This window comes from Mycobacterium sp. 852002-53434_SCH5985345 (assembly GCF_001667155.1).
Taxonomy (GTDB): domain Bacteria; phylum Actinomycetota; class Actinomycetes; order Mycobacteriales; family Mycobacteriaceae; genus Mycobacterium.
This window is the reverse complement of record NZ_LZIE01000084.1, coordinates 1-2,626: the sequence shown is the minus strand read 5'-3', so window position 1 is coordinate 2,626 and position 2,626 is coordinate 1. Positions and strand designations below refer to the sequence as shown.

Below are 2,626 nucleotides of genomic sequence, written 5' to 3'. Positions count from 1 at the left end.
ACCCGATCATCCGGGTGGACCCGGCGGCCCCGGCGGACCTGGCGCGCCCGATCATCCGGGCGGACCCTGGCACGGAGACGCCCACCGCGGCTACTTCCGGGGTGCCCCGTGGGGTGACGGGCCGGCACCTTGGGGACCCGGTGAGCCGCCCCGGCCCGCGTGGGACCGGCCGCTCCCCCCGCCCGGCGGGCAGTGGGGATATGGCCCGATCAACTACTGGGGCTACCAGGAAACTCCCGTGTGGGACCCCGGATTCAATCAGTGGGGCTTCTGGTTCTTCGGGGTTTGGATTCCGCTGTAAACAGCGGTAAAAGCAACGCCCGCTTCGCCACTCGGCGAGGCGGGCGTTGTGCTGTCAGTCGATAGCTCCGGGACTTTTGGCCTTTCGGTGCGGGCCGTCCGCCATGCCATAGGTGCCGTATGGCCCTCGTTTGACGGGTCTCGATAGCGAAACATCGAGGTCACAGTTGCGTTTCCGCACCTGCCTGGCCTGTGTAATCGACTGAAGGGGAGGCGCGATGACCACGCCTGACTCCAAGCCCGCTATCTCGCCGCAGGCGCCGGACCCGCGTGTGACCCTCCTGTACGCAGGCACACTGGTCGTCGCGGTGGTGTCCGGAATCTGCGCACTGGTCGCTCTTGCGGTCGGCTCGCCGCTTCAATTCGGTGTCTCGGCGGCGGTATTCGGCGCCAGCTGGATCGCCACCGACTTCATCGAACGGACGGTTGCGCGCGGGCGGGAGCGTTTCGCTCGGCGCTGTGCAATCACCGTGGGGCGGTCTGTCCCCGGCTATCGCCCCTCGCGCGTCGTGTACACCGGTGACTACGAGCATTTCTCGCGACCGGCCCCACGCGTCGTGAGCAGGCTAGCCGCCTGACGACCGCTCAGCCCTTGGTGCCGACGGTGATCAGGTCGGAGATGATCCGCGTCCAGGCCGGCCGTGGGATGCGGTGCTGATCGCTGATGACGAACCCGGCGCCCTCGAACAAAGACTTCATCTCCGCCGGCGACGCATTGTGTTGCGGTTTCCACCTATTCGCCGACGATGCCTGCAGCCGCGGTTGCCGCGTACTCAGGGCCGCGACGGCCACCAACCCGCCCGGCGCCAGCACGCGGTGGAATTCGCGCAACGCCGCGGGCTGGTCAAAGAAGTGGAACGCCGAGGTGGTCACCACGGCGTCGAGCGCGCCGTCGTCGAAGGGCAGCTGCTCAGCCGGGCCGCGCAACCACTGCACTCGGTCGGTTCTGGCGCGCGCCTGGGCGAGCATACCGTCGGACATGTCTACACCGTAGATCTCTTCCGGCTCCAGCTCGCGGGCGATCCGATCACTGAGAATGCCCGTGCCGCAGGCGATATCGGCGATCTTGCGGGCGTGGTGGGCGCGTAACTGCGCAATCACCTCATCGTGCGGCGGGCGGTAAACCCACTGCTGCAGGAACGGCAGATCGTACGCCGGAGCCAAAAAGCTCCAGAGCCGCGTGACCGCGTCGTTGAGTCCTCGTCGACTCGGTGCCGTCATTCGCTCAGCACCGAGCTGTAGTAGACGGTGTCGGCGACGGACACCGAGTCGTTCGCCTGCGGAATCGCCGCCAGCCCACTGTCAGCCAGCAGCTCACTCATCTGAGTGCCGACCGTCTGCCATCCCAGGTTTTTCAGGTAGTCGGCGACCTCGTTGCGCTCACCCTCGAAACCCAGCTCCTCCCAATCCAGCTCGAAGCCGTGGTCGCGCCATTTGGCGGTGGCCCTGCGCATCATTTCCCGCGCTTTTTCGACGTCCTGCTGCGGCCGGTCCGGGATGGCTTCAACAGCCAGCCTGCTGCCCTGGGCACTCAGCGCGGAGATGTTGTCCAGCAAGCGGTCTTGAGCCTCTGGCGGCAGGTACCCGAAGAGACCTTCCGCGATCCATGCGGTCGGGCGGCGCTTGTCAAAACCGGCATCCACCAACGCTTTCGGCCAGTCAAGTCGCAAGTCAATTGCGACCGTGCGCAGGTCCGCCCGGGGGGCGGCGCCCAGCTTCGCCAGGGTGGTGGTCTTGAACTCGATCACCTCCGGCTGGTCGATTTCGAACACCGCCATGTCGGCGGGCCATTCCAGCCGGTAGGCGCGTGCGTCGAGGCCGGACGCCAGGATCACCGCCTGACGGATCCCGGCTTGCGCCGCGTTGTGAAAGAAGGTGTCGAAGAACCGGGTCCGGGCGGCCATCGCCACGGGCATGTGCTCGAGTTTCCAACCGGATTCGTGGTCGTCGACGTCGGCCGCGACGAGGTCGCCGTCGACCCATCGCGTGAAGAAGTCCACGCCCACGGCGCGAACCAGTGGTTCGGCGAAACGGTCCTCGATCAGCGGGTTGTCGGCCTTGGTAGCGATCGCTCGGGCCGCGGCCACCATCGTGGCCGTCGCGCCCACACTGGTGGCCAAATCCCAGGTGTCGTTGTCCGTGCGTGGCATGCGTTTGGTCCCCTCGGTCTAAGCGATACTTAGTCAGTATAACGACCGCCAGGGGCGATAAGTTCCCGAGCATTTCGCGGCAGGCCGCGCGGCTCGGGCGTCCGGCTACCGACCCCTACCCCGGACCGGGACCACCCGGGCCGCCAGGACCACCCGGTCCACCGGGTCCACTCGGC

At 67.0% G+C, this 2,626-nt stretch carries 3 protein-coding genes and 1 pseudogene; 2 read left to right on the top strand and 2 right to left on the bottom strand.

The features are described from left to right. Positions 1 to 301, top strand: a pseudogene (locus tag A5756_RS26545) (chitin-binding protein); the annotation flags it as partial. A 217-nt stretch (positions 302 to 518) separates the two neighbouring features. Beyond that, positions 519 to 878: a hypothetical protein gene (locus A5756_RS21200; RefSeq protein WP_066957143.1), complete on the top strand. Its 360-nt coding sequence runs from the start codon at positions 519 to 521 to the stop codon at positions 876 to 878. A 7-nt stretch (positions 879 to 885) separates the two neighbouring features. On the opposite strand, the gene A5756_RS21195 is transcribed toward A5756_RS21200, so the two are convergent. Then, positions 886 to 1,521: a class I SAM-dependent methyltransferase gene (locus A5756_RS21195; protein WP_066957140.1), complete on the bottom strand. Its 636-nt coding sequence runs from the start codon at positions 1,519 to 1,521 to the stop codon at positions 886 to 888. Next, positions 1,518 to 2,450, bottom strand: coding sequence for a class I SAM-dependent methyltransferase (locus tag A5756_RS21190; protein ID WP_066957137.1), 933 nt, complete (start codon positions 2,448 to 2,450; stop codon positions 1,518 to 1,520). The genes A5756_RS21195 and A5756_RS21190 overlap by 4 nt, the downstream gene beginning before the upstream one ends. Positions 2,451 to 2,626 lie beyond the last annotated feature (176 nt).

Bases quoted from the DNA above. Each gene is read 5' to 3' on its own strand.
- A5756_RS21200 (WP_066957143.1), top strand. From the start codon at position 519: ATGACCACGCCTGACTCCAAGCCCGCTATCTCGCCGCAGGCGCCGGAC.
- A5756_RS21195 (WP_066957140.1), bottom strand. From the start codon at position 1,521: ATGACGGCACCGAGTCGACGAGGACTCAACGACGCGGTCACGCGGCTC.
- A5756_RS21190 (WP_066957137.1), bottom strand. From the start codon at position 2,450: ATGCCACGCACGGACAACGACACCTGGGATTTGGCCACCAGTGTGGGC.